Annotated in this window: 26 protein-coding genes and 2 tRNA genes; 11 read left to right on the top strand and 17 right to left on the bottom strand. The window is 69.5% G+C overall.

Annotated elements, in window-relative coordinates; translation table 11 throughout:
* Positions 1–15: 15 nt before the first annotated feature.
* Together VB080_RS09385 and aceE are read right to left on the bottom strand one after the other, a co-directional pair.
* A complete protein-coding gene (locus VB080_RS09385; protein WP_323418252.1) occupies positions 16–393 on the bottom strand; it encodes a DUF3052 domain-containing protein in 378 nt (125 codons plus the stop codon).
* A 131-nt stretch (positions 394–524) separates the two neighbouring features.
* Positions 525–3,287 carry a pyruvate dehydrogenase (acetyl-transferring), homodimeric type gene (gene aceE, locus VB080_RS09380; protein WP_323418175.1) on the bottom strand — a complete coding sequence of 921 codons (2,763 nt, stop codon included), beginning with the start codon at positions 3,285–3,287 and terminating at the stop codon, positions 525–527.
* A gap of 341 nt (positions 3,288–3,628) precedes the next feature.
* On the opposite strand from aceE, the gene VB080_RS09375 reads away from it, so the two are divergent.
* The 5 genes from VB080_RS09375 (at position 3,629) to VB080_RS09355 (ending at position 8,560) form a co-directional block, all read left to right on the top strand.
* Positions 3,629–4,711: a helix-turn-helix domain-containing protein gene (locus VB080_RS09375; RefSeq protein WP_323418251.1), complete on the top strand. Its 1,083-nt coding sequence runs from the start codon at positions 3,629–3,631 to the stop codon at positions 4,709–4,711.
* Positions 4,712–4,888: 177 nt separating this feature from the next.
* The gene (locus VB080_RS09370) at positions 4,889–5,869 is read left to right on the top strand and encodes an ACP S-malonyltransferase (RefSeq protein WP_323418174.1); all 981 of its coding nucleotides are present in this window, start codon (positions 4,889–4,891) and stop codon (positions 5,867–5,869) included.
* Complete coding sequence (locus VB080_RS09365) at positions 5,866–6,861, top strand: beta-ketoacyl-ACP synthase III (RefSeq protein ID WP_323418173.1); 996 nt, start codon at positions 5,866–5,868, stop codon at positions 6,859–6,861. Before VB080_RS09370 ends, VB080_RS09365 begins: the two co-directional genes overlap by 4 nt.
* A 56-nt stretch (positions 6,862–6,917) precedes the next feature.
* Complete coding sequence (locus VB080_RS09360; protein ID WP_323418172.1) at positions 6,918–7,160, top strand: acyl carrier protein; 243 nt, start codon at positions 6,918–6,920, stop codon at positions 7,158–7,160.
* A 143-nt stretch (positions 7,161–7,303) separates the two neighbouring features.
* Positions 7,304–8,560, top strand: a complete 1,257-nt coding sequence (locus VB080_RS09355) for a beta-ketoacyl-ACP synthase II (protein WP_323418171.1) — start codon at positions 7,304–7,306, stop codon at positions 8,558–8,560.
* 42 nt (positions 8,561–8,602) lie between these two features.
* On the opposite strand, the gene VB080_RS09350 is transcribed toward VB080_RS09355, so the two are convergent.
* The 6 genes from VB080_RS09350 to VB080_RS09325 all read right to left on the bottom strand — a co-directional run bounded on the left by VB080_RS09350 (position 8,603) and on the right by VB080_RS09325 (position 15,634).
* Positions 8,603–10,666, bottom strand: a complete 2,064-nt coding sequence (locus VB080_RS09350) for a 3-hydroxyacyl-CoA dehydrogenase NAD-binding domain-containing protein (protein WP_323418170.1) — start codon at positions 10,664–10,666, stop codon at positions 8,603–8,605.
* Positions 10,667–10,750: 84 nt separating this feature from the next.
* The gene (locus VB080_RS09345) at positions 10,751–11,248 is read right to left on the bottom strand and encodes a DUF3145 domain-containing protein (protein WP_323418169.1); all 498 of its coding nucleotides are present in this window, start codon (positions 11,246–11,248) and stop codon (positions 10,751–10,753) included.
* Positions 11,249–11,393: 145 nt separating this feature from the next.
* Positions 11,394–12,356, bottom strand: coding sequence for a VWA domain-containing protein (locus VB080_RS09340; RefSeq protein WP_323418168.1), 963 nt, complete (start codon positions 12,354–12,356; stop codon positions 11,394–11,396).
* Entirely contained in the window at positions 12,356–13,312 is a 957-nt protein-coding gene (locus VB080_RS09335; protein WP_323418167.1) for a VWA domain-containing protein, read from the bottom strand. Before VB080_RS09335 ends, VB080_RS09340 begins: the two co-directional genes overlap by 1 nt.
* Positions 13,312–14,313 (bottom strand): DUF58 domain-containing protein, encoded by a 1,002-nt coding sequence (locus VB080_RS09330; RefSeq protein ID WP_323418250.1) that lies wholly within the window; start codon positions 14,311–14,313, stop codon positions 13,312–13,314. The genes VB080_RS09335 and VB080_RS09330 overlap by 1 nt, the downstream gene beginning before the upstream one ends.
* Before the next feature lie 58 nt (positions 14,314–14,371).
* The gene (locus VB080_RS09325; RefSeq protein ID WP_416339631.1) at positions 14,372–15,634 is read right to left on the bottom strand and encodes an AAA family ATPase; all 1,263 of its coding nucleotides are present in this window, start codon (positions 15,632–15,634) and stop codon (positions 14,372–14,374) included.
* A 225-nt stretch (positions 15,635–15,859) separates the two neighbouring features.
* Between VB080_RS09325 and VB080_RS09320 the strand changes: the two genes are divergently transcribed.
* The 5 genes from VB080_RS09320 (at position 15,860) to VB080_RS09300 (ending at position 19,032) form a co-directional block, all read left to right on the top strand.
* Positions 15,860–16,819 carry a hypothetical protein gene (locus VB080_RS09320; RefSeq protein WP_416339630.1) on the top strand — a complete coding sequence of 320 codons (960 nt, stop codon included), beginning with the start codon at positions 15,860–15,862 and terminating at the stop codon, positions 16,817–16,819.
* Positions 16,816–17,610, top strand: a complete 795-nt coding sequence (locus VB080_RS09315; RefSeq protein WP_323418166.1) for an HAD family hydrolase — start codon at positions 16,816–16,818, stop codon at positions 17,608–17,610. The genes VB080_RS09320 and VB080_RS09315 overlap by 4 nt, the downstream gene beginning before the upstream one ends.
* 74 nt (positions 17,611–17,684) lie before the next feature.
* A complete protein-coding gene (locus VB080_RS09310; protein ID WP_323418165.1) occupies positions 17,685–18,332 on the top strand; it encodes a cytidylate kinase-like family protein in 648 nt (215 codons plus the stop codon).
* Between the two features lie 84 nt (positions 18,333–18,416).
* Complete coding sequence (locus VB080_RS09305) at positions 18,417–18,923, top strand: hypothetical protein (protein ID WP_323418164.1); 507 nt, start codon at positions 18,417–18,419, stop codon at positions 18,921–18,923.
* A 36-nt stretch (positions 18,924–18,959) separates the two neighbouring features.
* Positions 18,960–19,032, top strand: a tRNA-Asn gene (locus tag VB080_RS09300).
* A gap of 21 nt (positions 19,033–19,053) precedes the next feature.
* Here VB080_RS09300 and VB080_RS09295 read toward each other — a convergent pair.
* From VB080_RS09295 to VB080_RS09280, 4 genes are read right to left on the bottom strand one after another with little or no spacing between them, the layout of a single operon-like run.
* Complete coding sequence (locus VB080_RS09295) at positions 19,054–20,172, bottom strand: sodium ion-translocating decarboxylase subunit beta (protein WP_323418163.1); 1,119 nt, start codon at positions 20,170–20,172, stop codon at positions 19,054–19,056.
* Between the two features lie 2 nt (positions 20,173–20,174).
* Positions 20,175–20,657 (bottom strand): biotin/lipoyl-containing protein, encoded by a 483-nt coding sequence (locus VB080_RS09290; protein ID WP_323418162.1) that lies wholly within the window; start codon positions 20,655–20,657, stop codon positions 20,175–20,177.
* A gap of 10 nt (positions 20,658–20,667) precedes the next feature.
* Entirely contained in the window at positions 20,668–21,039 is a 372-nt protein-coding gene (locus VB080_RS09285) for an OadG family transporter subunit (protein ID WP_323418161.1), read from the bottom strand.
* Between the two features lie 9 nt (positions 21,040–21,048).
* A complete protein-coding gene (locus VB080_RS09280) occupies positions 21,049–22,593 on the bottom strand; it encodes an acyl-CoA carboxylase subunit beta (RefSeq protein ID WP_323418160.1) in 1,545 nt (514 codons plus the stop codon).
* Positions 22,594–22,770: 177 nt separating this feature from the next.
* Here VB080_RS09280 and VB080_RS09275 point away from each other — a divergent pair.
* A tRNA-Ile gene (locus tag VB080_RS09275) sits at positions 22,771–22,844 on the top strand.
* 352 nt (positions 22,845–23,196) lie between these two features.
* Here the strand turns inward: VB080_RS09275 and VB080_RS09270 are convergent.
* From VB080_RS09270 to VB080_RS09250, 5 genes are all read right to left on the bottom strand, one after another.
* Positions 23,197–23,394 carry a DUF3039 domain-containing protein gene (locus VB080_RS09270; RefSeq protein ID WP_323418159.1) on the bottom strand — a complete coding sequence of 66 codons (198 nt, stop codon included), beginning with the start codon at positions 23,392–23,394 and terminating at the stop codon, positions 23,197–23,199.
* Positions 23,395–23,888: 494 nt separating this feature from the next.
* A complete protein-coding gene (locus VB080_RS09265; protein WP_323418248.1) occupies positions 23,889–24,287 on the bottom strand; it encodes a helix-turn-helix domain-containing protein in 399 nt (132 codons plus the stop codon).
* Between the two features lie 291 nt (positions 24,288–24,578).
* Positions 24,579–24,737 (bottom strand): type II toxin-antitoxin system YoeB family toxin, encoded by a 159-nt coding sequence (locus VB080_RS09260; RefSeq protein WP_323418158.1) that lies wholly within the window; start codon positions 24,735–24,737, stop codon positions 24,579–24,581.
* The gene (locus VB080_RS09255; RefSeq protein WP_323418157.1) at positions 24,734–24,907 is read right to left on the bottom strand and encodes a hypothetical protein; all 174 of its coding nucleotides are present in this window, start codon (positions 24,905–24,907) and stop codon (positions 24,734–24,736) included. The genes VB080_RS09260 and VB080_RS09255 overlap by 4 nt, the downstream gene beginning before the upstream one ends.
* Before the next feature lie 71 nt (positions 24,908–24,978).
* On the bottom strand, positions 24,979–25,247 hold a 269-nt coding region (locus VB080_RS09250; RefSeq protein WP_416339629.1), incomplete at its 5' end, for a hypothetical protein.

The raw sequence follows: 25,247 nt of genomic DNA, 5'->3' as shown, positions 1-25,247 counted from the left end.
TCTCCGCTGTCGGCTTCAGCGCCGGATGCCCTTGGGGCGGACCAGTTTGTGCGCCTGCCACCGGTCTGACACCGAGGCGGGATTGGCCAGCGCCAGGCCAGCGGCCAGCGCCGCTTCAGCAAGCTCGGCGGGATCGACATAGCCCTCGCCCCCGACCTTCGGGGTCAACAACCAGATCCGGCCGTGATCGGCCAGGTCGGTCAGCGCATCCATCAGGCCGTCCGCGAGGTCGCCGTCCTCGGCGCGCCACCACAGCAGCACCACGTCCACGGCTTCCAGCGCCTCGTAGACGAACTCCTCGCCGATGAGATCCATGACCTCCTCGCGGAGTTCCTCATCGACGTCTGCGTCCCAACCGAGTTCCTGCACGACCGCGCCACTGGCGAAGCCCATCGCCGAAGCTCGGTTGGTCGGACCGGGCGCGGTGCTCACGCGCGTAACCCCTCTTTCACGTCACTGGCTGCTCGTTGGCTCAAGCCTGCCAGATTGCCGCGCCACTGCAAAGAAGCCCGTGCACTCCCGGCTCAGGAGTCCCCGCCGACGGCGCCGGAATTGCCGGCGGTGATGTCGAGCAGCCGGTAGCGTTCGGCGGCCTGGGCCGGCCAGCTCGGGTCCACCTCGCCGCGCCGGGCCAGTTGCTGCAAGGTGCGCACCACGATCGACGGGCCGTCGATGTGGAAGAACCGGCGGGCGGCAGCGCGGGTGTCGGAGAAGCCGAAGCCGTCCGCACCGAGCGAGGCGAAGTCGCCGGGCACCCAGTTGATGATCTGGTCCTGAACCTGGCGCATGTAGTCGGAGACCGCTACCACCGGGCCGGGACGGCCCTGCAGCTTCTGGGTCACCCACGGCACCCGGGCCGGCAGTTCGGGATGCAGGAAGGTCTGCTCGTCGGCCTCCAGCCCGTCGCGGCGCAACTCGTTCCAGGAGGTGACGCTCCACACGTCAGCGACCACACCGAAGTCCTTGCGGAGCAGTTCCTGGGCTTCCAGTGCCCACGGCACGCCCACGCCCGAGGCCAGCAGCTGGGCGCGGCGGGCATCGGGGTTGACGCCATCGAACGACCCCTCCTTGAGCAGGTACATGCCCTTGAGGATGCCCTCGACGTCCACATTCTCCGGCTCTGCCGGCTGCGGCATCGGCTCGTTGTAGACGGTCAGGTAGTAGATCACGTCCTCCGGCTTCTCGCCGTACATCCGGCGCAGGCCGTCCTCCATGATGTGGGCGATCTCATAGCCGTAGGCCGGATCGTAGGCGACCACCGCCGGGTTGGTCGCGGCCAGCATGTGGCTGTGGCCGTCCATGTGCTGGGTACCCTCGCCGGTCAGCGTGGTGCGTCCGGCAGTGGCGCCGATGAAGAACCCCCGGGCCAGCTGGTCGCCGGCCGCCCACATCGCATCACCGGTGCGCTGGAAGCCGAACATCGAGTAGAAGATGTAGATCGGCACCATCGGAATCCCGTGGGTGGCGTAGGACGAGCCCACCGCCTGGAAGGCTGCCACCGAGCCGGCCTCGTTGATGCCGGTGTGGATGATCTGGCCGTTCTTGGCCTCCCGGTAGGCCAGCATCAGCTCGTGGTCGACCGGGGTGTAGCCCTGCCCGTGCGGGGAGTAGATCTTGATCGTCGGGAAGAACGAGTCCATGCCGAAGGTGCGGGCCTCGTCCGGGATGATCGGCACCACGTGCGCGCCGAACTCCTTGTCCCGGATCAGGTCCTTCAGCAGCCGCACCCAGGCCATGGTGGTGGCCACCGGCTGCGCGCCGGAGCCCTTCTTCACCCCGTCGTAGGCGCGGGCCTGGGGCAGTTTGAGCGGCTGCGGCGAGTCCCGCCGCTCCGGGACGGCACCGCCCAGGATGCGCCGGCGCTCCAGCACATACGTGATCCGGTCGTCGTCCGGGCCCGGGTTGACGTACGGCGGCTGGTACGGGTCCTCCTCCAGCACCGTGTCCGAGATCGGCATGTCGAGCCGGTCGCGGAACTGCTTGAGGTCGTCCAGCGCCAGCTTCTTCATCTGGTGGGTGGCGTTGCGGCCGGCGAAGTGCGAGCCCAGGAAGTAGCCCTTGATGGTGTGGGCCAGCACGACCGTCGGCGCGCCGGTGAACTTCGTGGCGGCATCGTAGGCGGCGTACACCTTGTGGTAGTCGTGGCCGCCGCGGGTGAGCGCCCAGATCTGGTCGTCGGTCCAGCCCTCGACCAGCTTCGCGGTGCGCGGATCCCGGCCGAAGAAGTGCTCCCGGACGTAGGCGCCGTCGTTGGCCTTGAAGGTCTGGTAGTCGCCGTCGGTGGTGCTGTTCATCACGTTGAGCAGCGCACCGTCCCGGTCGGCGGCCAGCAGTGGATCCCAGCCGCTGCCCCAGACCGCCTTGATGACGTTCCAGCCGGCACCGCGGAAGAAACTCTCCAGTTCCTGCATGATCGTGCCGTTGCCGCGCACCGGGCCGTCGAGGCGCTGCAGGTTGCAGTTGATCACGAAGGTCAGGTTGTCCAGCTGTTCGTAGGCAGCCAGCTGGAGCGCGCCGCGGCTCTCCACCTCGTCCATCTCACCGTCGCCGAGGAAGGCCCACACCCGCTGCTGCGAGGTGTCCTTCAAGCCGCGGTTGTGCAGGTACTTGTTGAAGTGGGCCTGGTAGATCGCCGCGATCGGGCCCAGGCCCATGGAGACGGTCGGGAACTCCCAGAAGCCCGGCATCTGCCGCGGGTGGGGGTAGGACGGCAGGGCGCGTATCCGGCCGTCGACCAGGTGGCTCTTCTCCTGCCGGAAGCCGTTGAGTTCGTCCTCGGTCAGCCGGCCCTCCAGGAAGGCGCGGGCGTAGATGCCGGGCGAGGCGTGACCCTGGAAGAAGACCTGGTCGCCGCCGCCGGGGTGGTCCTTGCCACGGAAGAAGTGGTTGAAACCGACCTCGTACAGGGTGGCCGAGGAGGCGTAGGTGGAGATGTGCCCGCCGACGCCGACCCCCGGTCGCTGGGCGCGGTGCACCATGATGGCGGCGTTCCAGCGCACCAGCCGACGGAACTTGCGCTCCAGGTCGACATCGCCGGGATACCACGGCTCCTGCTCGGCCGGGATGGTGTTGACGTAGTCGGTCGCGACCAGGGAGGGCACACCGATATGCCGCTCGCGGGAACGCTCCAGCATCTTGAGCATCAGGTAGCGGGCACGGTTTCGCCCGTCGGTGTCGATCATCGCGTCCAGCGAGTCGAGCCACTCGGAGGTTTCCTCGGAGTCGATGTCCGGCAGGTTCGTGGGCAACCCGTTCAGGATCGGCCCCTTCGGTTCGCGACTTGGCATGCTTTCCTTCCCCTCGTTCCCGGCGACTCCGTGGGCTTGTGGCCCGTCGGAGCAACCTACCAGCCATCATCGCCTATTCCCGCGCCCCGGCCTATCCCCTGCACACTGGGCAGGACAGGGGTGAGAGGCCGGGCCGGCGAGGTGGTGCCGTGCTGGTCGCCGCGCCTATCGTGTGGCACACAGACCCCGCGGCGACCGGATCGCCGCCACGTCGGTGGGAATCGAAGAGAGGTGATCCTGTGGCGGCAGCACCGGACGGACCGTGGTGGCCGTCGGAGAGCGCCCGAGCCCACCTGGCCCGGCAGTTGCGGGCCTCGGCCGCCAGCCTGACCACCGCGGCGATGACCCGGATCGCCGAGCAGCACCCCTGGTTCTCCGAACTCGAGGCCGAACCCCGCTCCTGGATCACCATTGTGGCCCGGTCGGGCATCGACGGCTTCATCGACTGGTTCGCGGACGGCGGCAACGCTGCCCCGCCGCGCAGCATCTTCGACGCCGCCCCGCGCGCGCTGACCCGCCGGATCACCCTCCACCAGACGGTCGACCTGGTGCGGACCACGATCGACACCGTCGAGACCGAGATCGCCCAGCTGCCCGACGACGACCAGCCGCCGCTGCAGTTGGCCATCGTCCACTACTCCCGGGAGGTGGCCTTCGCCGCGGCGGAGGTGTACGCCCGGGCGGCCGAGATCCGCGGCGCCTGGGACGCCCGGCTGGAGGCGCTGGTGGTGGACGCGGTGATCCGCGGCGACGCCGACGAGTCGGTGGTGTCCCGGGCCTCGACGCTGGGCTGGTCGTCTCCGACCGGACTGGCGGTGGTGATCGGCCCTGCTCCGGACAATCCCGGCGCCGCGATCGAGACCATTCGCGGGATCGCAGCCCGGCACGGCTTCGAGGTGCTGGCCGCTCCCCAGGGCGACCGGCTGGTGGTGGTGATCGGCGGCGAGCTGGCCGGTTCTGACCAGTTGGTCACGCTGGTCGGCGAGTTCACCGACCAGTTCGCGCCCGGGGCGGTGGTGGCCGGTCCGATCGTCGACAGCCTGGCGGACGCCGCCCGCAGCGCCCGCTCGGCGCTCTCCGGCATCCGGGCGGCCCACGCCTGGCCGGAGGCGCCCCGGCCGGTGGCCTCCTCCGACCTGCTGCCCGAGCGCGTCCTGGCCGGGGACGGCCACGCCCGACGGCTGCTGGTGAGCTCGATCTACTCCCCCCTGGTGGAGGCCGGCGGCGATCTGATCGTCACCCTCAACGAGTTCCTCGCCCAGGGCGGCTCGATCGAGGCGACCGCCCGCGCCCGCTACATCCACCCCAACACCGTCCGCTACCGGCTGCGCCGGATCCAGGAGATCACCGGCTATGCCGCCGGAGACCCCCGGGATGCCTACGTCCTGCAGTTGGCGCTGACCCTGGGGCGGCTGCTGGACTGACGCCGGTTGGGGACGAATGGCTCAGCAAGCTCTCAGGAACAGCCGACCCCCACAAGCCGACTTGCGTTGTCCGCGCGGGTTCCCGGATGAGCATTGTGGAAACCCTACAAAACCTGCCACCCTGTTTTCGTGACGTCATCGCCCACAACCGGGGTCGGCACGGGCCAGAGTAGAGGCGTGCTCGCAATCGTCGCTCCCGGGCAGGGAGCCCAGACCCCCGGTTTCCTGACACCCTGGCTGGCCGAACCCCGGTTCGCCGATCGGCTGGCCTGGTACTCCGCCGTCACCGGCCTCGACCTGGCCCACTACGGCACCGAGGCAGACGCCGAGACCATCCGGGATACCGCGATCGCCCAGCCGCTCCTGGTCGCCGCCAGCCTGGCCACAGCCGCCGAACTGAGCACGGACGTCACCGCGCAGGCTGGGGTGCTGGCCGGCCACTCGGTCGGCGAACTCGCCGCGGCCGCCCTGGCGGGCGCGCTGAGCGCCGAGCGGGCGCTGGTCCTGGTCCGGGAACGCGGGGCACAGATGGCCGCCGCCAGCGCGGTCCGTCCCACCTCGATGATGGCGGTGGTCGGCGGCAACGCCGACGAGGTCCTGGCCGCCATCGACGCCGCCGGCCTGACTGCCGCCAACAACAACGGCTCGGGTCAGATCGTGGCCGCCGGGACGGTCGAACAGCTCGCCGAACTGAGTGCCGCTCCCCCGGCCCGTGCCCGGCTGATCCAGCTCAGCGTCGCCGGCGCCTTCCACACCGTGCATATGGAACCGGCGGTCGCCCACCTCACCCGGCTGGCCGGCGCCATCCAGACCGGTCGGCCGCGCACTCGGCTGTTGTCCAATGCCGACGGTGCTGTGGTGGACAGCGGCGCGGACTACCTCGGCCGGCTGGTGAAGCAGGTGGCCAACCCGGTCCGGTGGGATCTGTGCATGCAGACCATGGCCGACCTCGGCGTCACCGGCCTGCTGGAGTTGCCGCCGTCCGGCACCCTGACCGGCATCGCCAAGCGCAACCTCAAGGGGGTCGAACTGTTCAGCCTGAACACCCCCGACCAGATCCCCGACGCCCGCGAGTTCATCGCCCGACACAGTGTTGTTGACCAAGACAGTGTTGTTGACCAAGACAGTGACCCGGCCACCCCAGGAGCAGCTTCGTGACCACCCTCAAGGCCAGCACCGGATCTCCTTACGCGCGGATCCTCTCGGTCGGCTCCGCAGTCCCCAGCCGCGTGCTCGACAACGAGTACATGTGCCAGTTCATCGACTCCTCCGACGAATGGATCACCCAGCGCACCGGTATCCGGGAACGGCGCTGGTTGGCCGAGGGCGAGAGCCTGGAGAGCCTCTGCCTGGACGCCGCCACCACCGCCATCGCACGGGCAGGGCTGACCGCGTCCGAGATCGACGCCGTCCTGGTCTCGACCGTCTCCTGGTACCACCAGACTCCGGCCCTGGCACCCTCGCTGGCTACCAGGCTCGGCATCACCGACGCCGCCGCCTACGACATCTCGGCCGCCTGCGCCGGCTTCTGCTACGGGCTGGCCCAGGCCGAGGCCCTGGTCCGTGCCGGGCAGGCCCGGCACGTCCTGGTGATCGGCGCCGAGACCCTGTCGCAGATGACCGACATCACCGATCGCGCCACCGCCTTTCTGTTCGCGGACGGGGCGGGCGCGGTGGTGGTCGGCCCGAGCCAGACCAACGGCATCGGCCCGGTGGTCTGGGGCTCGGACGGCGAGCAGACCGATGCGATCTGGCAGACCAACGACTGGAAGCACGCCGTCGAGCAGGGCACCTGGCCCTCGCTGGGCATGAACGGACGCGCGGTCTTCAAGTGGGCGACCAGCTTCATCGCGGGAGCGGCCTCGACCTGCCTGGAGCGGTCCGGCATCACCCCCGAGGAACTGGACGTGTTCATCCCGCACCAGGCCAACAACCGGATCACCGACACCCTGTTGCGCTACCTCAAGCTGCCGGAGAAGGTGGTGGTCGCGCGCACCATCCAGCACTACGGCAACAACTCCGCGGCCTCGATCCCGATCGCGATGGACGCCCTGCTCTCCTCCGGTGAGGCGAAGAGCGGGCAGACCGCCCTGATGATCGGCTTCGGCGCCGGCCTGGTCTACGCCGGCCAGGTCGTCACCCTCCCCTGAACCCCCGGCACCGCCGGGCCCAGCCACGTCAACCCCAGAAGGAGAAACCAGACAACATGGCTACCACTGAAGAAATCCGCTCCCAGCTCGCCGAACTCGTCAACGACGTCGCCGGCGTGCCCGTCGAGGACGTCCAGCTCGACAAGTCCTTCACTGACGACCTCGACGTCGACTCGCTCGCCATGGTCGAGATCATCGTCGGCTGCGAGGAGAAGTTCGGCGTCACCATTCCCGACGAGGAGTCCAAGAACCTCAAGACCGTCGGCGACGCCGTGGCCTACATCGAGGCGCACAGCTGACCCTGGCCTCGGCCGGAACCCTGGCTCGGGCGGCACCGCCGACCCCGGCCAGCACCGCTGGTCGAGCCGACACCCGCTGGCCGACCCGCGGGTGAGGCTCGGCCCACCCTCCCATCCCTCCCTTTGACGTACTCGGAGCAACAATGACGCAGGTTGTGATCACAGGTCTGGGCGCCACCACCCCGCTGGGCGGCGACCTCGCTTCCACCTGGCAGGCGATGCTGGCCGGCACCCCCGGGGTACACGCGCTGACCGAGGATTGGGCGGCCGAGCTCCCGGTGCGGATCGCCGCGCATGTGCTGGTCGATCCCTCCGAGGTGATCGACCGGGTACAGGCCCGCCGGCTCGACCGGGCCACCCAACTGGCGCTGATCGCCGCCCAGGAGGCGTGGACGGACGCCGGCTTCACCTGGCAGGGCCAGGATCCGGAGGTCGATCCGCAGCGGTTGAGCGTCTCGATCGGCAGCGGCATCGGCGGCCTGCACTCCCTGCTGAACAACTGGGACACCCAGCGTGACAAGGGTCCACGCCGGGTGAGCCCGTTCACCATCCCGATGCTGATGGCCAATGCGCCGGCCGCCAACGTCGGGCTGGCCGTCCATGCCAAGGGCGGGGTGCACACCCCGGTCTCGGCCTGCGCCTCCTCGAACGAGGCGATCTCGCTTGGTCTCGACCTGCTGCGGCTGGGCCGGGCCGATGTCGTGGTCGCGGGCGGCGCCGAGGCCACCATCCACCCGTTGCCGATGGCCGCCTTCGCCCAGATGCAGGCGCTCAGCAAGCGCAATGACGAGCCGGAGCGCGCCTCCCGTCCGTGGGACCGGGGACGCGACGGGTTCGTCCTCGGCGAGGGCTCGGCGGTGCTGGTGCTGGAGACCCTCGAACATGCCCTGGCCCGCGGCGCGAAGATCTACGGCACCATCGCCGGCGCCGGGATCACCGCCGACTCCCATGACATCGTGCAGCCCGACCCGAGCGGCGAGGGCCAGTCCGGGGCGATGTTGAAGGCGCTGGCCGACTCCGGCCTGCAACCCTCCGATATCGTGCACGTCAACGCCCACGGCACCTCCACCCCGCAGGGCGACCTCACCGAGGCGCACTCCATCCGGGTCGGCCTGGGCGAGGCCACCGACCAGGTGGTGGTCACCAGCACCAAGTCGATGACCGGCCACCTCCTCGGTGGCGCGGGCTCGCTGGAGACCATCGCCTCGCTGCTCGCCCTGCGCGACCGCCTGGTACCGCCGACGATCAACCTGGAGGATCCCGAGCCCGACCTGGAGATCGACGTCGCCACCAGCCCGCGTCCGCTGCCGGAGGGCGACCTGGCCGCGATCAACAACTCCTTCGGTTTCGGCGGGCACAACGTCGCCGTGGTGGTCACCAACGCCAACGCCAACTGCTGAGGACGGCAGGGACTGCCACCAGCGCGACCGCGGCGATGACCGTCAGTCGAGGGTGACCGTGCCGCGCGGGTGGAAGCGGCGTCCGGTGACCCGTTCGCTGACTCCCCAGCGGTCCAGGGCCGGCGTGATGCCGCCGAGTTCGCGTGGCCAGTTCGCGCCCAGCAGCACCGCGAAGTCGATGTCGGCGGGCTCGGCGACCACACCCTCGTCGAGCATCAGCCGGACCTCCTGCGCCAGTGCCTCGACGGCCTCGGTCAGCAGACCGGCGGCGTCGGCCTGCTCGGCTGGCGCCGGCAGCAGGGCGGCAGCCTGAGGGCTCAACCGTCCGTCCTCGGCCAGGACGGTACCCAGGCCCGCCTCGACCACCCGTCCCAGCCACACCGGCAGCCCGAAGCGCTCCGGGAAGGCCTGGTGCATGGTCTGGCTGACATGCAGCTGGACGGCCGGGCCGACGAAGTCGAGCAGCTGCAGCGGGGTCATCGGCAGGCCGAGGCCGTCCAGCGAGCGGTCCACATCCGCGGCGTCACAGCCGGCGTCCAACGCCTGCAGCGGGATGTCGAACATCCTGGTCAGCAGCCGGTTCACCACGAAGCCCGGGGCGTCGGCGGAGAACACCACCGAGCGGCGCAGCCGGGTGCCGAGGTCGAGGGCGGTGGCCACCACGTCGGGGCTGGTGCGGGCCCCGGGAATGATCTCCAGCAGGGGCACGACCTCCACCGGGTTGAAGACGTGGAAGCCGATCACCCGCTCGGGGTGGGCCAGCGGTTCGGCGATCGCGGTGATCGACAGCGAACTGGTGTTGGTGGCCAGGATCGCGTCCGGCGCGAGCTGCCGCTCGGCGGCTGCGAAGGCCTGCTGCTTGGCCTGGAGCTCCTCGAAGATCGCCTCGATGACCAGGTCCGCCCCGGCGATACCCGCCGGGTCCGCGGTGGCGGTGACCAGATCCGCGATCTCGGTGGCCGCGGCCTCCGACAGCGCCCCACGGGAGACCTGACGAGACAGCCGCCCACGGACCAGCTCCAGCCCGCGCGCGGCGCGCTCGGCGTCCAGGTCGGTCAGGACGACCGGCACCCGTGCCCGGCCGGCGATCAGGGTGGCGAGCTGGGAGGCCATCAGCCCGGCGCCCAGGATCCCCACCCGGTCAACCGGACGGGCCCTGCCCCTGGACAGCGCTGACGGCACCACCGGCCGGCGCCGGGTGAGCCCCTGGGCGTAGATGCTGGCCCGCGCCACGTCGGAGTAGAGCAGGTCGCCGAAGGCCAGGCTGGTCTCCTGCTCGGCGGTGTCGAGGTCCTGTCCCGGGAGCTTCGCGATCAGCTCCAGGGTGACCTCGGGTGCCTGGCTGGAGCGTGGCCGGCCGGCGCGCAGCCGTGCTGCGGCCGCCTCCACCACCGCCCGCCAGGCGGCCTCGTCCACCGGCACGGGCTCCGGCCGCTTGCCGGCATCGACCCGTTCGGCGACCCAGACCAGCCAGTCCCGCTCCCAGCTTCCCGCCGGCAGTACCGCGTCCACGACTCCGCGTTCCAGGGCCTGGGCAGCGCGTTGCGTCCGGCCGCGCATCGAGTCGTCGACGGCGGTCGCGATCGCCGCCTGCGCTCCAGCCAGGCGTCCGAGCTGCCAGGCACCGCCCCAGCCGGGCAGGATCCCCAGCCCGACCTCCGGCAGGCCGATTCCCCCGGTGTCGGACCGGGCCACCCGGTAGTCGGCGAACAGCGCGAGTTCCAGCCCACCGCCCAGGGCGTAGCCGGTGATCAACGCGAAGCTCGGCACCGGCAGCGCGGCCAGCGCACGGAAGGACTGCCAGCCGAGGTGTGCCGCTCGTTCGCCCTCGGCCCGTGAGTTCACCGACGCCAGCACGCCGAGGTCGGCACCGCTGCCGAAGGAGTGCTCGTTGCCGGCCAGCACCACCGCCTCCACATCCAGCCCTGCGAGGTGTCCCAGCGCGGCCTGCAGGTCGAGCAGGCCCGGCAGCGTCCACAGCACCGGACGGCGCGGCTCGGTGGTGCCCAGCCGGAGCACGGCGGTGGCGCGGTGGCGTCCGGGCAGGACGGTGGTGGCGACCGTGATCGAGCCGAATCGGGCGGGTTCGGCAGACTGGGTGGTCATCGGGCGCTCCGTTCTGGTCGGGGTCAGTCCAGGAAGAGGGCGGGTTGCAGGTCGGTGATCCCCGCCGGCGTAGGTAGCCGGCGGCTACCCGACGGCGTGCAGCCAGCGGACGGGAGTGCCCTCGCAGGCGTGCCGGAAGACCTCCAGTTCGTCGTCCCAGCGGGTGCCGAGCAGTTCCTGGAGCGCCTCGGCCAGTGGCTTGCCGCCAAGCGCCTCGGCCGTGATCGCGCGCTTGAGGCGGTTCTCGTGCACCATGATGTCGCCGGTCGGCCCGGTGGCGGCGGAGAAGACGCCCAGCCGCGGGGTGTAGGCCCAGCGCTGCCCTTCGGTGGTGCGGGTGGCGTCCTCGGTCACCTCGAAGCGGGCACGCTGGCAGCCGGCCAGGGCACTGGCGATCGCGGCGCCCGACCCGACGTCGCCCGACCAGAGGTGCTCGGCGCGCATGGTGCGCGGCTCGGCGGGCTGGGGCGTCCAGTCGAAGCGGATGACGCTGCCGGTGGCGGCGCTGACCGCCCATTCCAGGTGCGGGCACAGCGCTGCTGGCGCCGAGTGGATCAGGATGACCCCGCGCGTGATGTCCATCTGTTCCCCTTCGCTGAGATGTGCCTTCCCCAGCAACCTCAGCCCCTCAGGGGATGCCTCATTGTGCCCCACCTGCCACAGCAGCACCAGCGGCACCGGCGTGTCGCCCGCTGACGCGCCGTCCGCCACGAATTGGCCTGGTCGATCAGGGCCAGCGAGCGGCCAGCGACATCAGCGACAACGACGCCACGATCGCGAACAGCAGGGCGTAGCCGGCGTACCGCTCGGTGACCTCCTGGTCAACCTTCACGTAGCCGACCGTGTTGGCGATCGACTGGTAGACCTGCTTCAACTCCTGGCTGGAACCGGCCGAGAACTTCTTGCCCCCCGAGATCCGGGCGATCTGCTCCAGTTCGGCGTGGTTGACCGGCACCGGCTCACGCCGTCCACGGTTCTCGACGTACCCGCCCTGAGTGCCGTAGGCGATGGTGTAGATCGGGATCTTGTCCGCCTTGGCCTCCCGCGCAGCCGAGGCGGACGACCGGCCGACATTGGTGTAGCCGTCGCTCAGCAGCACGATCGCGCCCGGGGCGGGCTCGTCGGGATGGTCGGGATCGGGCGGAGCCTGGGCCATGGCGTCCAGGGCGGCGAAGATGCCGTCCCCGATGGCCGTGGACGGCGCCACCTGCAGGTTGTCGATCGCCGCCGCCACCATGCCGCGGTCGGTGGTCGGCGGCACCACCACCGCGGCGGTGGCAGCGAAGCTGACCAGGGACACGTTGAATCCGGACGGCAGCAGGTTCAGGAAGTCCTTGGCAGCGGCCTTGGCCGCGTCCAGCCGGTTCGGGGCGACGTCCTCGGCGATCATCGAGCGGGAGACATCGATGGTGAGCACGACCGTCGCGCGGTCGCGCGGCACGTCCACCTCGCCCTTCGGCTGGGCGTAGGCGACGTTCAGCGCGGCCAGGCTCAGCACCGCCGCGCCGACGGCGATATGCCGCTTCCATGCCTGCTGCTTGGGAAGCACCCGGTCGAGCCGGTCGATTCCCCGGCCGCGGGCCCGCCGCCGGCCGCGCCACAGCAGCCCCAGGTACAGCAGCACCAGGGCAGGAATCAGCAGCAGCCACCACAGCCGCTCCGGACGCATGAACGCCAACCAGCCGTCCATCACGGCCACCTCGCTCCCAGCGACACCGCGGCCAGCGCCGCCACCACCGCGAAGGCCAGGCCGTAGCCGGCCCACAGCGCGGTGATCTCCTTCTTCACCGGCATGTAGCCCACCTCGCTGCGGATGTTGGTGTAGACCCGGTCGAGCTGGTCGAGGCTCTCGGCGGAGTAGCTGGCGCCGCCGGTCATCGACGCCAGGGTGCGCAGCAGGTCGGTATCCGGCGGCACCGGTTCGCGCTTGCCGTCCAGGTCGACGTAGCCGTTCTGCGTGCCGTAGGCGATGGTGTAGATCGGCACCTTGGCCTTGGCGGCCTCGTTGGCGGCCTGCTGGGGCGAGCGTCCCGCGGTGTTCTGGCCGTCGGAGAGCAGCACGATCGCACCGGGCGCGATCGAGCCGTCGTCACCCTTGGGCGCCATCTGCAGGGCGGTCAGCGCGGTATAGATCCCCTCGCCGACGGCCGTCGTGTCCTGCACCTTCAGGCTGTTGATCGCCTGCTGTGCCATCACCCGGTCCAGCGTCGGTGGCAGCCGGACCGACGGGCTGCCCGACAGGCTCACCAGCGCCAGGTTGTACTTCTCCGGCAGGCTCTTGACGAAGGTGATCGCTGCCTGCTTGGCAGCGTCGAGCCGGTTGGGCTTCACGTCGGTGGCCAGCATCGAGTTCGAGATGTCGATCACCAGCACGACCGTTGCGCGCTCCCGGGGCACCATCTCGACACCGTTGGGACGGGCCCAGGCGAACGACAGCGACACCAGCGCCGCCACCGACAGTGCCACCGCCAGGTGCCGTCGCCACTGCGACTGCTTGGGTACCACCCGGGACAGGATCGTGGTGTTGGTGAACCGCATGCCGGTCTTCTTCTTGCGTCTCACCGCCCAGACGTAGGCGGCGATCATCAGCGGCACCAGCACCAGCACCCACAGCCGCTCGGGGTTGAGGAAGTCGAGCCCGAACATCAGGTGCTCACGCCCTGGGGAGGCTGGTGCAGCATGGCAGCCGTCCGCCGGTAGGAGAGCACGAAGCGCGCGATGTCATGCACCCAGTCTCTGTCGGTACGCAACTGGATGTGCGCGGCCCCGGCCCGCCGCAGCGAGGCCCGGATCCGTTCCCGCTGGGCGGCGCTGGCGGCGTCCATCCGACTGCGGGCGGCCTCGTCGCTGGTGTTGACGTAGCGTTCGAAGTCGGTCTCGGGATCGCGGATCAGCAGGTCACCGACGTCGGGGAAGCCGATCTCGTGGGAGTCGACCACCTCGACTGCCAGCACCTGATTGCGAATTGCGAGGTGCCGCATCGCCCGCTCCCACTCGGTGGGGACGTTCGCGTCCAGTTCGAAGTCGCCGGGGGTGAGGAAGTCGGAAACCACTACCCGCATGCCGCGGCGGCGTTCGGTGCGGGCGAGCCGCTCGATCCCCTCGGCCAGCGAGTAGGGGCCGGTGGTGTGGTCGGAGACGATCGGCTCGGTGAGCATCCGGCGCAGCAGGCCGTAGAGGGCGGTCCGGCCGGAACGGGCAGGGAGCCGCTTGATCATGTCCGGGCGCATGACCAGCCCACCGAACCGGTCGCCCATCTTCTGGGACAGGAAGCCGATGGTGGCGATCGCAGCGATCCCCAGATCACGCTTGGTGACGCCCTCGGTGCCCCAGTTCATCGACGGGGTGACGTCCAGCAGCGCCCAGACCTCCAGTTCCCGATCGGCGATGGTGTCGCGGACGTGTGGGACGGTGGTGCGCGCGGTGACCGCCCAGTCCATCTTGCGGACGTCGTCCTGGCCGGGGACGTAGACCCGGGCGTCGGAGGACTCCGAGCCGGGCCCGGGCAGCAGCCCCTGGTGGTCACCGTGCAGGAAGCCCTCCAGCCGCCGGACGATGGTCAGCTCCAGCCGGCGCAGTGCAGCCTCGGGGGCCAGCTTGTGCAGCGGCAGGGTGGGGGCGGTGGGTTCGGCCACCACCGAACGCACCGCGCCGAGGTCGTCGGGAGGTGGAGCGAAGCCGGGATGAGCGGTCACGAAGCGGCCTTCAGTTGGTCCCGTCCGGCGCGTAGCGGTGCTGGGAGTGCGAGGCCTGCCGCTGCTGCTGGTTCCACACCGGTGTCGGCGGCGGCACCATGGCGACGATCCGCTCGATGACCTGGGCCGGGGTGATGTTGTCGGCGACGGCATCGAAGCCGAGCACCAGGCGATGGCTCATCACGTCCTTGGCGATCGCCTGGACGTCGGTCGGCAGCACATAGTCGCGGCCGTGGATGAGCGCGAGCGCCCGGGCGGCGGAGACCAGGCCCAGGGTGGCCCGGGGAGAGCAGCCGACCTGGATCACCGGCACCAGGTCGGGCATGCCGAACTCGTCGGGGGTACGGGTGGCCAGCACCAGCCGGACGATGTACTCGGCCACCAGGTTGTGGACGAAGACATTGGACGCCTGGTCCTGCAGCCGCTTCACCTTGTCGGGGTCGAGGACCGGGCTGGCCTTCGGCGGGGTGACGCTCATCCGGCGCAGGATCTCGAACTCCTCATTGCCGCGCGGATAGGGCACGTCCACCTTGAGCAGGAAGCGGTCGCGCTGCGCCTCGGGCAGCGGATAGACGCCCTCGGACTCGATCGGGTTCTGGGTGGCGATCACGATGAACGGCTCGGGCACCGGGTGGGTGATGCCACCGATCGAGACCTGCCGTTCGGCCATCAGTTCCAGCATCGCCGACTGCACCTTGGCTGGCGCGCGGTTGATCTCGTCGGCCAGCACAAAGTTGACGAACACCGGGCCGAGCGCGGTGTCGAACTTCTCCTGGGACGCGGAGTAGATCCGGGTACCGACGATGTCGGAGGGCACCAGATCGGGGGTGAACTGGATCCGGGCGAAGTCACCGCCCACCACGGTAGCGAAGGAGCGGACGGCAAGGGTCTTGGCGACGCCGGGGACGCCCTCGAGCAGGACGTGGCCCTTGGCCAGCAGGCCGACCATCAACTGCTCGACCATGTGCTCCTGGCCGACGATCACCCGCTGCACCTGGGCGATCGCCTCGCCCAGCAGCTTCGCCGCCTCAGCGGTCTCGGGCGTCGAGGGAGTGTTCGGCGTCGGCGGCTGCGACGGCGGCGGATAGCCACCTGGCGCGGCCTGACCGGACGGCGCCCGACCGGATGCCGCCGGCGCTGTCGGGTAGGCCGCTGGACCGGCGGGCGCGGGATAGGCGGGCTGCCCGGTCGGCGGCGGGTACGCGGCCGGTCCGGTGGGCGGAGGGTATCCCCCCTGTGACGGTCCCGTCGGAGGCTGACTCGGGTTGGTCACACGCTTCTCCTGCTTGCTCGCGGCTGGCTGACAGTGCGACCACGATACCGCCCGCGCCTAGGAGCATTCTGGGCACCAACTGACCCGGCCCGGCGGGCGGTGGGACGAACCCGGCGCGAGTCGGGCCAGGAGGGGCTCGTCGTGGCCCGAGGAAGGGTTGGGAGCTGGAGCTGTCTCACGGCCTGAAGCTGACCGGCGCCGGGCTGCTTCAGCGGGACTGGCACAATGGGCGCCGTGACCACACCCGAGCCGCCCGCCGACAACGGCGCCGACCCGGGTGCGCCGCGCCTGAGCCCGTTGTGGCGGGACGACCCGCCCAAGGTCGGTGACTTCTGGCTGGACGCCCGGCTGACCGCCTCCCCGTCCGGAGTGGCCTACGTCGGCCATGACGACCAGGCCACCCCGGTGATGCTGATCCTGCTGTCCGCCGGGGCGGCCGCCGACCCGGCAGCCCGCGAGCGGCTGGCCGGCACGGTGAACCAGATGCACATCGACACCGTGATCGCCCGCGGCGGCCACGGCCAGGACGAGGGCAGGCTGGGTCACCGGATGCGCCCCGAGGACGACGACCCGGTCGGCCCCGACGACGCCCCGCTGGCGCCCTGGGTGGCGCTGGCCTACGACGCCAGCCCGGCAGCCCTCGCCGAGGCTGAGCGGGTGCTCTCCGAGGTCGACCTGTCGCGGCTGGCGCTGCAGGGCACCCCGTCCGGGCCCGACTACCGCCTGCACTGGATCGACCGGACCCGGCCGGGGATCTCGCGGCTGTGGCCGCTGCCCTGGCCCGGACGGCACGACCGCGCCGGCTGGCTGAGCATTCTGGCCTCCTGGCTGCTGATGATGCTGCTGGCGGCGCTGGGCGTGCTGATCGCCATCCTGATCTTCCAGCAGGCCCCCCAGGTGCAGCCGCCACCCCCGGTGCCACCGACCGGATCGCCGCCGCCCAGCAGCGGCTCTCCCCCGCCATCGTCCGGCTCGCCGCCACCGAGCTCTGGTTCGCCGTCCCCCTCCTCGGGGTCACCGTCCCCGTCGTCCGGTTCGCCCTCACCAAGCTCTGGTTCGCCGTCCCCCTCGCCCAGCGAGTCGTCCGGCTCGGCCTCGCCGACGCCGACCACCGGGGCGCCGTCCCCCGGCGGCAGCCCGTCCTCGGGCGCGCCCGGCTCGCCTACTCCGAACTCGCGGCTGTGACCCGCCCGCGGCTGATCGTCAGCGACCTCGACGGCACCTTCCTGCGCCCGGACGGGACGATCTCGCCGACCAACCAGACCGCGGTTGCCCGGGCGGCCGAGTTCGGGATCCCGTTCGTCGCGGCCACCGGACGCCCGATCCGCTGGCTGGGGCCGGTGACCGAGTGCGGCTACGCGCACCCGCTGGTGATCGCCTCGAACGGCGCCGTGCTGTGGGACAGCGCCGCGGGGAAGGCGGTGGAACACTCCGGCATCGACCGCGACTGTGCTCGGCAACTGGTCGAGCGACTCCACGAAGGCATTCCGGGCCTCAGCCTCGGACTGGAGACCGTCAACGGTTTCCGTTGCGAACCCGGCACCCCCACCTACGAGCCGGAGCCCGAGATCGCCGCCACGCCCGACCTGCTCGCTACCACTGAGCCGGTTCTGAAGATCCTCGGCTTCCACCTCGAACTCGGCTCGGCGGCGCTGGACGAGCGCGCCACCGTGCTGGTCGGCGACCTCGCCACCGTGACCCATTCGGCGGTCGACTTCCCCGGGCTGATGGAGATCAGCGCGCTCGGGGTGTCAAAGGCGTCGGCGCTGGTCCGGCTCTGCGAACGGCTCGGGATCGACGCCAGCGAGGTGGCAGCCTTCGGCGACATGCCGAACGACACCGCGATGCTGACCTGGGCAGGGATGCCGCATGTGGTGGCGAACGGCCATCCGTCGCTGCTGGCCGCCGGCTTCCCCGTGGTCGGCTCCAACGCCGAGGACGGCGTGGGACGCCAGATCCTGGCGCTGCTGGACTGATCGGCTGGCACCCCTGTTGCACGACGCCCCCGGGCACTAATGTCAGGTCAAAGTGAAACTGACAGGAGCAGCACATGCCCGCCATCACCATCTCACGCCAAATGGGCGCCAAGGGCCCCGGCATCGCGCGTGCGCTGGCCGCGGAACTCGGCTGGGATTTCGCCGACAAGGACACCGTCAACAAGGTCATCCGGCAGTACGGTCTGATCCGGCTCAACGAGTTCTACGACGCGCCGCCGAAGATCCGGGAGTTGTTCAAGCAGGACAGCCAGTTGACGATCGAGATGATGAACCAGACCATCGCGGCGATCGCCGCGCGCGGCAATACCGTCATCATGCTGCGCGGCGGGTTCGTCGTCACCCGCGGACTGGTCGACGTCCTCAACGTCTTCATCAAGGCACCGCTCGATGTCCGGGTGGCCCGGATCGCGAAGCGCGACCATCTCAAGCCGGAGGAGGCGGCCGAGAAGGTGCGCGCCGACGACAAGAACCGGCGCAAGTTCGATCGGCTGTACTACGACGCCGACTGGACCGACCCCGACTCCTACGACCTGGTGGTCAACACCAAGAACCTGACCTCCGCCCAGGCGGTCGAGAAGATCATCGAGGCCTACCACGCCCTGCCGTCGCGCAGCACGGATGCGCCCACCGCGGAGACCCTGGCGATCGACCCGGTGCTGGCTGCGACGGTTGAGGAACTCTGGAACCCGGCCCGCCCGTAGTCGGCCGGACCGTCCGGCACCGACCCACACCGTCCAGCACGCCGGGCGGGGCAGACCGTTCGCCCACCTCGGCACAATGGAGGCATGGCCTTGCTGACCGCTCGTCTCGACCCGTCCGTCCGCACCTCGCTCGCCGACCGCCTCGGTGAGCGTCCCCGCATCCTCGCCTGGGCCCGGACGGCCCACGGCTGGGCGGTCGGCCTGCCCGGCACGCTGGCCGTCCAGACCGATGGTGAGTGGACCTTCCAGCCCTGGCACGAGATCGGGCACGGTGGCTGGGACGCCGCCACCGGCAGGCTGCGGTGGGAGGACGTGGACGGCGGGCAGCACGAACTCGTCCTCCAGCGGGCGGGCCGGTTTCCTGACCTGTTCAACGAGCGGGTGACCAGCAGCATCGTCTTCACCCGCCGGGTGCCGGTGGGGCGCGACCGTCATGCCACCGTGACCCTGCGCCGCGACCTCGGATCGGATGCCGGGGCGACCACCTGGCGGGTGACCCCGGGCCCGGGCGTCGATCTCACCGACGCTGCGGTGAGTGAACAGCTTGAGGCCGCCCTGCAGGAGGCCCGGAACGATTTCAGTATCTCCTGAGGTTGCTGGTAACGTTCTGGTCCGCGCCCAGCGCGATCCCCTGTAGCTCAATTGGCAGAGCATCTGACTGTTAATCAGAGGGTTACTGGTTCGAGTCCAGTCGGGGGAGCCCCAGGTGGGCAGTGCCTTCTCAGCCTGCCATCAACGCCAGCAATACCCCGCCGGCCACCACCGAGGCGATCTGCCCTGCCGCGTTGGCCCCCATCGCGTGCATCAGGACGAAGTTGGAGTAATCCTCCCTGGCAGCCTCCTTCTGCACCACCCGGGCCGCCATCGGGAAGGCAGAGATGCCGGCGGCACCGATCAGCGGGTTGAATTTTCCCCCGCTGACCAGGTTCATCAGCTTGCCGAACAGCACGCCGGTGGCGGTGTCGAGAACGAAGGCCAGCAGGCCCAGCCCCAGGATGGCCAGAGTGGAGGGCTGCAGGAAGCTCTCCCCCACCATCGTCGAGCCGATTGCCAGCCCGAGGAAGAGGGTCACGATGTTGGCCAGCTCGTTGGACGCGGCGTGGGTGAGCCGTTCGACCACCTTCGACTCGCGCATCAGGTTGCCCAGCATCAGGCAGCCGATCAGTGGGGTGGCGAATGGCACCAGCACTCCCACCACGATCGTCACCACGATCGGGAACAGGATGCGGGTGCGCTGCGAGATCTGCCGCTGGGTGTAGGGCATCCGGATCTGCCGCTCGGCCCTGGTGGTGAGCAGCCGCATCACCGGCGGCATGATGATCGGCACCAGCGCCATGTAGCTGTAGGCAGCAACAGTGATCGGCCCGAGCAGTTCTGGTGCCAGCATGCCGGAGACGTAGATGGACGTGGGCCCGTCGATGGCTCCGATGATCCCGATGGACGCCGCCTGGTCGCGGGAGAAGCCGAGCAGCAGGGCGAGGATCAGGGTCAGGAAGATGCCGAACTGCCCGGCGGCCCCCAGCAGCACCATCTTCGGGTTCTCCAGCAGCGGACCGAAGTCGGTGAGCGCCCCGATCCCGATGAAGATCAGCAGCGGGAACAGTTCGTTGCCGACGCCGACGTCGTAGAGGATGCGCAGCAGCCCGTCCTCACCGACCAGCGGTGAGAGTGGCAGGTTGGTCAGGATCGCCCCGGCACCGATCGGCAGCAGCAACAACGGCTCGTACTCCCGGGCGACCGCCAGGAAGATCAGCAGGCCCCCGATGACGATCATCACCACTGACTGCCAGGTGACCGCGGTCACCCCGGCGAGCAGTTGGTCGAGACTCTCCGAGCCCATCGTCAGGCCTCGAACTCCAGCAACAGATCACCATGCCGCACCTGGTCGCCTGCGCTGACGTGAACACCGGCCACGACGCCGTCTCGGTCGGCCTTGAGGTCGTTCTTCATCTTCATGGCCTCCAGCACCAGTAGGGTCTGGCCACGGCTGACGCTGGCGCCGGGCGCCACCTCCACACTCAGCACCACCCCGGGCATCGGCGCGGTCATCGCCGCGGCGCCACCCCGGGGCACCGTGCTCCGGGCGGTTCCGACTGCCGCCGGCGGCACGGGCCGATCGGCCACCATGGGCGCAGTGCCCGTCGAATGTGGCTGCGGCACCTCCAACTGGGGGGTGATCACCGCCTGGGCGAGATCCTGGTGATCGGTGAGCACCACGTCCACCAGCCGGCCGTCGGCCAGATGCACCGTGAAGGTGTCGTGTGCGAGTTCCTCGACGTCGAGGACGTGGTCGGTGTCGTTGATCCGTACCGTATAGCGACGCATGGCCGGCTCCTCACTTCCAGGGCTTGTTCTGGTAGGAGCGGCCGACGGCCACCCAGCGGCTCGCGAAGAGGTGGCTCCCGGGCTGCACCTGTCGCATCGCCGGCGCCGCCTGGCCGCGCCGTACCCGGACGTGAGTGATCACCGCGATGGTGATCGCGGCCACCAGTTCGGGCGACAGTTCCCCCGGATGGGCCTGGTCAGTCGCGGAGCGACCCTCGTCCGGGTTGCCGACCGGTTCGGGACGGGCGTCCGCGGGCCGCCGGCGCCGCCGTCCGTCCAGCCGTCCGATGCCCTGCAGCAGCACCATGAGCAGCAGGAGCATCACGAACACCGTGCCCATGCCCACGGCGGTGATCCACAGTCCGAAGTCGATGTCTGCCACGACGACCGCCTAGACCGGGAAGAGCCCGTGCTTCTTGGCGATCACGGGCTGCACCTTGGTGCGGAGCACCTCCAGCGAGCGGATCAGCCGCAGCCGGGTCTCGCGCGGCTCGATCACCTCGTCCACCTGGCCGACATCGGCGGCGTGGTAGGGGTTGAAGAGCTGCTCGCGGTAGCTGGCGATGAACTCCTGTTCGGCGGCCTGCGGGTCATCAGCCGCCGCGATCTCCTTGCCGTGCAGCAGCCGGGCGGCGCCCTCGGGGCCCATCACCGCGATCTGTGCGGTGGGCCAGGCGAAGGCGATGTCATTGCCCATCTGCTTGGAGCTCATCGCGACGTACGAGCCGCCGATCGCCTTGCGGGTGATCACCGACAGTTTCGGGACGGTCGCCTGGGCATAGGCGTAGATGGTCTTCGCGCCGTGCCGGATGACGCCGTTGTACTCCTGGTCGACTCCGGGCAGGTAACCCGGGCAGTCCACAAAGGTCACCAGCGGGATGTTGAACATGTCGCAGATCCTGACGAACCGCGAGATCTTGTCGCTGGAGTCCAGATCGAGTGCGCCGGACAGCACCGCCGGCTGATTGGCCACGATCCCGACTGACTGGCCGTCCAGCCTGGCGAAGGCGGTGATGGCATTGGCCGCGTAGTGTTCGTGGCTCTCCAGCAGGCTGCCCTGGTCGACCACGAGCTCGAGGACGTGCCGCATGTCGTAGGGGACGTCGTCCTCCTGGGGCATGATCGTGTTGAGTTCCTCTGCCAGCCGGGCCGGGTCGTCGTAGGGAGTGAGCGCCGGCGGATCCTCGGTGTTGTTCTGCGGCAGGTAGCCGAGCAGCAGTTTGACCAGGCTGAGCGCGGCCTGGTCGGAGTCGGCGGAGAACTGGGAGACACCGCTGCGGGTGTTGTGCACCCAGGAGCCGCCGAGTTCCTCGGCCGTCACCTCCTCGCCAGTGACCGCCTTGATGATACCCGGGCCGGTGAGGAACATATTGGACGTGCGGTCGACCATGATCGTGAAGTCAGTGAGCGCCGGGGAGTACACCGCACCGCCCGCGCAGGGTCCCATGATCACCGAGATCTGGGGGACGACGCCCGAGGCCGCGACGTTGCGGTAGAACACCTCCCCGTAGGCGGCGAGGCTGCGGACCCCTTCCTGGACGCGGGCGCCGCCAGAGTCGTTCAGCCCGATCAGCGGGACGCCGGCCTGCAGGGAGAGGTCCATCATCCGGCAGATCTTCTGCGACTGGACCTCTGAGAAGGAGCCGCCCAGCACGGTGAAGTCCTGGGCGAAGACCGCCACCCGGCGGCCGTTGACCTTGCCGAAGCCGGTCACCACGCCGTCCCCGGGATACTTCAGCTTGTCCATCCCGAAATCGGAGTTGTGGTGGGTGGCCAGCGCACCCAACTCCTGGAACGAGCCCTCGTCCAGCAGGATCGCAAGCCGCTCCCGGGCGGTCAGCTTGCCCTTGGTGTGCTGGGCTTCGATGCGCTCCCGTCCCCCGCCCCGCAGTGCCGCCTGGCGCTTGGCGCGCAACTGTTCGAGCTTGTCGGTCATCGCGGCCTCATCAGGCCCTGCTGCCGGCTGCCGATCATGAGGGTTCCCCTCCGCGCGTGGTCGTCGGTAGGCACGACGCTACCTGACGCAGGTTCACCCGTGGGGAGTTGCCGGCAACGACGTGCATTTGGACAGCCGGTTCACGGGCAGAGTACGTTGGCCGACGACCTACCACCGGGGGCGGTAGCTCAGCTGGTCAGAGCAGGGGACTCATAATCCCTGGGTCGCGGGTTCGAGCCCCGCCCGCCCCACTAGAATCGCTCTTTGGCTAGGGGTTTCACTACGAGTCGACCTAAGGACGCGTTTCCCGTGGTCGCTTGGCCGGGTGCCGACCCCCGCCAGTTACTCAACCACAGGCTGACAAGGGAGTTCATCCGCGGCGACCCAGAGGCGCCGACGAAGGGCACCAATCAGTCTGGGCGCCGGAGGTGCAGGGAAACGGCACGTAGGCGGCACGAAATCACCACGGGAAACGTCGTCCCTGGGCCCGCCCAGACTGCCCCCAACGCGCCTCGCCGCGGGCGGACGTCCGGGGCCACACGGTCGCTCCGCATGGTCGGGAGTGGTTCGGCTCGACTGAGCACCGCGAGCAAGGATCACCGGTCAGGACGGGAGCTCGGCCAGACGTTCTTGACAGATCGGGCAGCAGGGCATTGCGTCGTGATCTTGGGTGGGAACGAAGTAGACGCCGCACAACCCCCGGACAGCCTTGCCATCGATCGTGTTGCCGGCGAGGTGCTGGCGGTGGGTGTAGTGGGCGAACTGCCCGGGTTCGGACTCGGCGAGTTCATTGTTGGCCACCAAAGCGTCGAGTGCGGTGACGCGGGTGGCGAAGTACCCGGGCTCAGCGATATTGGCCTAGGAATCCTTGTACCGGTCCCATCCCTGTTCGGGAGGGCTGAGCGTGATCAGCGCCCGGATCGTCAGTTGCCAGACCAGAGTGCTGCCGGTGACAGCGCGATCGGGCGACACATCGAGTTCGATCTCGTCGGCCTGGTAGTCGTCCTCGCGGACCGTAGTGATCGTGATCGTGAGGGTGGCGAGCTGTCCACGACCGGGAACCGGGTGCGCAACCTCGACCCGTGCGCTGCCGCCTTCGCGATGAGCGGGTGTGGCAACTCACTCAACGGGTGCAGCTCATCGACCCGGCCCTCCTCCAGAAGGCGCCTTGGGCGAGGTGACGCCCAGCCGTCCGCCAGGTCCTCCGCAAGCACGCGAAGGATGGGACGGGCGCGACGACTGTGCACCCAACGATCATGCCGGATCCGGCAGACAGCCGGCGCGGAGACGCGCGATCAGAGGAGGTCTGCGATCTCGTCGATCACATCGCCGCGGGTCTGGCGCTGCTTCGCAAAACGCTCAGCAAGCCCGCGGCGGTCACGCTGGCGCTGCTCCTCGAACGCGACAAGATCGGTGACGCGAATGCGGCGGTCACGTCCGACGCGGTGCGACACGATCTCGCCTCGATCCAGCAGCTTGTACAGATGGGTGCGGCTCATGCCCAGACGCTCGGCAACCTCGGCAGGAGTGAGGGTGGCGGCGTCCTCAGCGACAACAAGATCGACACCCTCACGGACGCAGCGGCCCACAGAGAGCAGCACATCACGCAGCTCGGGACCGGCGGTGTCCTCGGCAAACTGCGCGAGCGCCTCAAGCTGAGCAACGGGGACGTTCGAAGTCTCAATGGTCTGCATCACGGGAACCCATCATAGATGTCACAGCTGACGTAAATGTCACAGATGACCCTACCCGGGAGATGGGCGACTGGACAAGCCGGGACTCGGCACCCGCCCCGATGACCTGAGGTTCTCCCAGGTGCGCGACCCACGGTTGATCCGCACCGGGTCCGGCCGCCACCGAGGCGGTTTGCACCGTAACGAGGCCGAAAGCTGAAGTACCTGACCGAAGCGAACGGTGCGCATCCGGCACGTTTCGGAAGCTGCTCGCTAAACACCCTAGTCAGACAATGTTTTACAGGGAACTCATCATCCTTGGGTCGTCAGCGGCTCAGGCTTGCCGGTGCCCTCGAACGGCGTCCGCAGGACTTCCTTGATCAGGGCGCCGACCTTCTTGTAGGTCGCCTGATCCTTGTCGGCCCAGTAGTTCAGGTCATCCCACCCTGTCGGGGTGAAGGCGAGATTCACTCGTCACCTTCATCGTCCTCAGGCAGGGCCTTGGTGAGCAGTTTGCCGTCGTGCCATTCCTGGATCGAGTCCAGCAGTCGGCGTGCGTTCGCCGGCGTGGAGAACAAATGGCGCGTGTGACGGCCGGTGAGGAGCCCGCCGATGAAATGGAGATGGTGGAACCACCCCACGGGAGCCGGCCCACTCTTCGAGCGGTGCTGAACTGGCGCGGACCACTGGCGGGCTCCGCCTGGAAACCCGGCTACAGCTCGTGCTCGCGGCAGTAGACGGCGTACATCCGCTCGAAGGCCGCCTCCGTGACCACCGGAACGCCGTAGCCACGGGCTTTCTCCGCCTTACCCGAGAGCGAGTCGGGGTCGGCAGCGACCAGCACCCGGGTGGACTTCGTCACTCCGCCGTGCTGCAGGCCGGCAGCCAGCAGCAGGGAGATCCACTCGTCCCGGGAACGACGCGTGTCGCCCGTGATCACCACCCGATCGCCGGGGTGAAGCTGGATGCCCTCGGCAGCGA

Source organism: Propionicimonas sp. (assembly GCF_034927565.1).
In the GTDB taxonomy this organism is placed as follows: Bacteria; Actinomycetota; Actinomycetes; order Propionibacteriales; family Propionibacteriaceae; genus Propionicimonas.
This window is presented reverse-complemented; position numbering and strand designations above follow the sequence as displayed.

Coding starts and splice junctions, on each gene's coding strand:
- VB080_RS09345 (WP_323418169.1), bottom strand. CDS start 11,248: ATGGACATCACGCGCGGGGTCATCCTGATCCACTCGGCGCCAGCAGCG.
- VB080_RS09375 (WP_323418251.1), top strand. CDS start 3,629: ATGACCCGGATCGCCGAGCAGCACCCCTGGTTCTCCGAACTCGAGGCC.
- VB080_RS09280 (WP_323418160.1), bottom strand. CDS start 22,593: ATGACCGACAAGCTCGAACAGTTGCGCGCCAAGCGCCAGGCGGCACTG.
- VB080_RS09385 (WP_323418252.1), bottom strand. CDS start 393: ATGGGCTTCGCCAGTGGCGCGGTCGTGCAGGAACTCGGTTGGGACGCA.
- aceE (WP_323418175.1), bottom strand. CDS start 3,287: ATGCCAAGTCGCGAACCGAAGGGGCCGATCCTGAACGGGTTGCCCACG.
- VB080_RS09355 (WP_323418171.1), top strand. CDS start 7,304: ATGACGCAGGTTGTGATCACAGGTCTGGGCGCCACCACCCCGCTGGGC.
- VB080_RS09305 (WP_323418164.1), top strand. CDS start 18,417: ATGGCCTTGCTGACCGCTCGTCTCGACCCGTCCGTCCGCACCTCGCTC.
- VB080_RS09310 (WP_323418165.1), top strand. CDS start 17,685: ATGCCCGCCATCACCATCTCACGCCAAATGGGCGCCAAGGGCCCCGGC.
- VB080_RS09340 (WP_323418168.1), bottom strand. CDS start 12,356: ATGGACGGCTGGTTGGCGTTCATGCGTCCGGAGCGGCTGTGGTGGCTG.
- VB080_RS09295 (WP_323418163.1), bottom strand. CDS start 20,172: ATGGGCTCGGAGAGTCTCGACCAACTGCTCGCCGGGGTGACCGCGGTC.
- VB080_RS09265 (WP_323418248.1), bottom strand. CDS start 24,287: ATGCAGACCATTGAGACTTCGAACGTCCCCGTTGCTCAGCTTGAGGCG.
- VB080_RS09290 (WP_323418162.1), bottom strand. CDS start 20,657: ATGCGTCGCTATACGGTACGGATCAACGACACCGACCACGTCCTCGAC.
- VB080_RS09350 (WP_323418170.1), bottom strand. CDS start 10,666: ATGACCACCCAGTCTGCCGAACCCGCCCGATTCGGCTCGATCACGGTC.
- VB080_RS09360 (WP_323418172.1), top strand. CDS start 6,918: ATGGCTACCACTGAAGAAATCCGCTCCCAGCTCGCCGAACTCGTCAAC.
- VB080_RS09335 (WP_323418167.1), bottom strand. CDS start 13,312: ATGTTCGGGCTCGACTTCCTCAACCCCGAGCGGCTGTGGGTGCTGGTG.
- VB080_RS09320 (WP_416339630.1), top strand. CDS start 15,860: ATGGGCGCCGTGACCACACCCGAGCCGCCCGCCGACAACGGCGCCGAC.